Genomic DNA, 577 nt, shown 5'->3' with positions numbered 1-577 from the left:
AATTAGCTGCCGCCACTTTCCCTGCCTCATTAAAGGCTACTAAAAATCCAGCAAGGGTAATCACCAAGAAGAGAACGCCAAACCAATCCATCTTCTGCCCTGCAGAAGGTTTTGTCTCTCTAACCCCTTTTAAAATAAAAGGTAACGTAATAAGCCCTACAGCGGCGATAAACCAGAAGACAGGACGGAAACCGAAGTGGGTTGCAATAAAGCCCCCTAAGAATGCATCGATTCCGGCAATTCCTCCATTGACAGCTGTTATAATCCCCATCAACATCCCGTAGCGTTTCGGATCATTCACCTCGGCATGTAGCATCAAAAGACAGAGCGGAACAACCGGCCCGGAGAAGCCTTGGATAATTCGTGAGACAAAGTAGAGCTCAATATTAGGCGTAATGGCAGAAAGCACACCCCCAATCGTTGTCACAAAGATCAGAAAAAAGAGGATCTTACGACGCCCGACAATATCACTTAAACGTGGAATAAAGATAGAGAAGAGTGCCGCCGACATAAAGAAGGCCGTTTGAGAGAGACCAATCGTTGCTTCAGAAGTATCAAGTGCTCCAGCTATCGTCAC

1 protein-coding gene is annotated in these 577 nt (G+C 46.3%); it reads right to left on the bottom strand.

Going from position 1 to position 577, the window contains the following annotated elements:
- The coding region (locus tag FK529_RS20940; RefSeq protein WP_158635165.1) for an MFS transporter at positions 1-577 on the bottom strand (577 nt) is incomplete at both ends.

The sequence above is a fragment of the Tsukamurella asaccharolytica genome, from assembly GCF_007858435.1.
In the GTDB taxonomy this organism is placed as follows: Bacteria; Actinomycetota; Actinomycetes; order Mycobacteriales; family Mycobacteriaceae; genus Tsukamurella; species Tsukamurella asaccharolytica.
The sequence above is the reverse complement of the archived record's forward strand: the minus strand, read 5'-3'. Positions and strand labels throughout refer to the sequence as shown.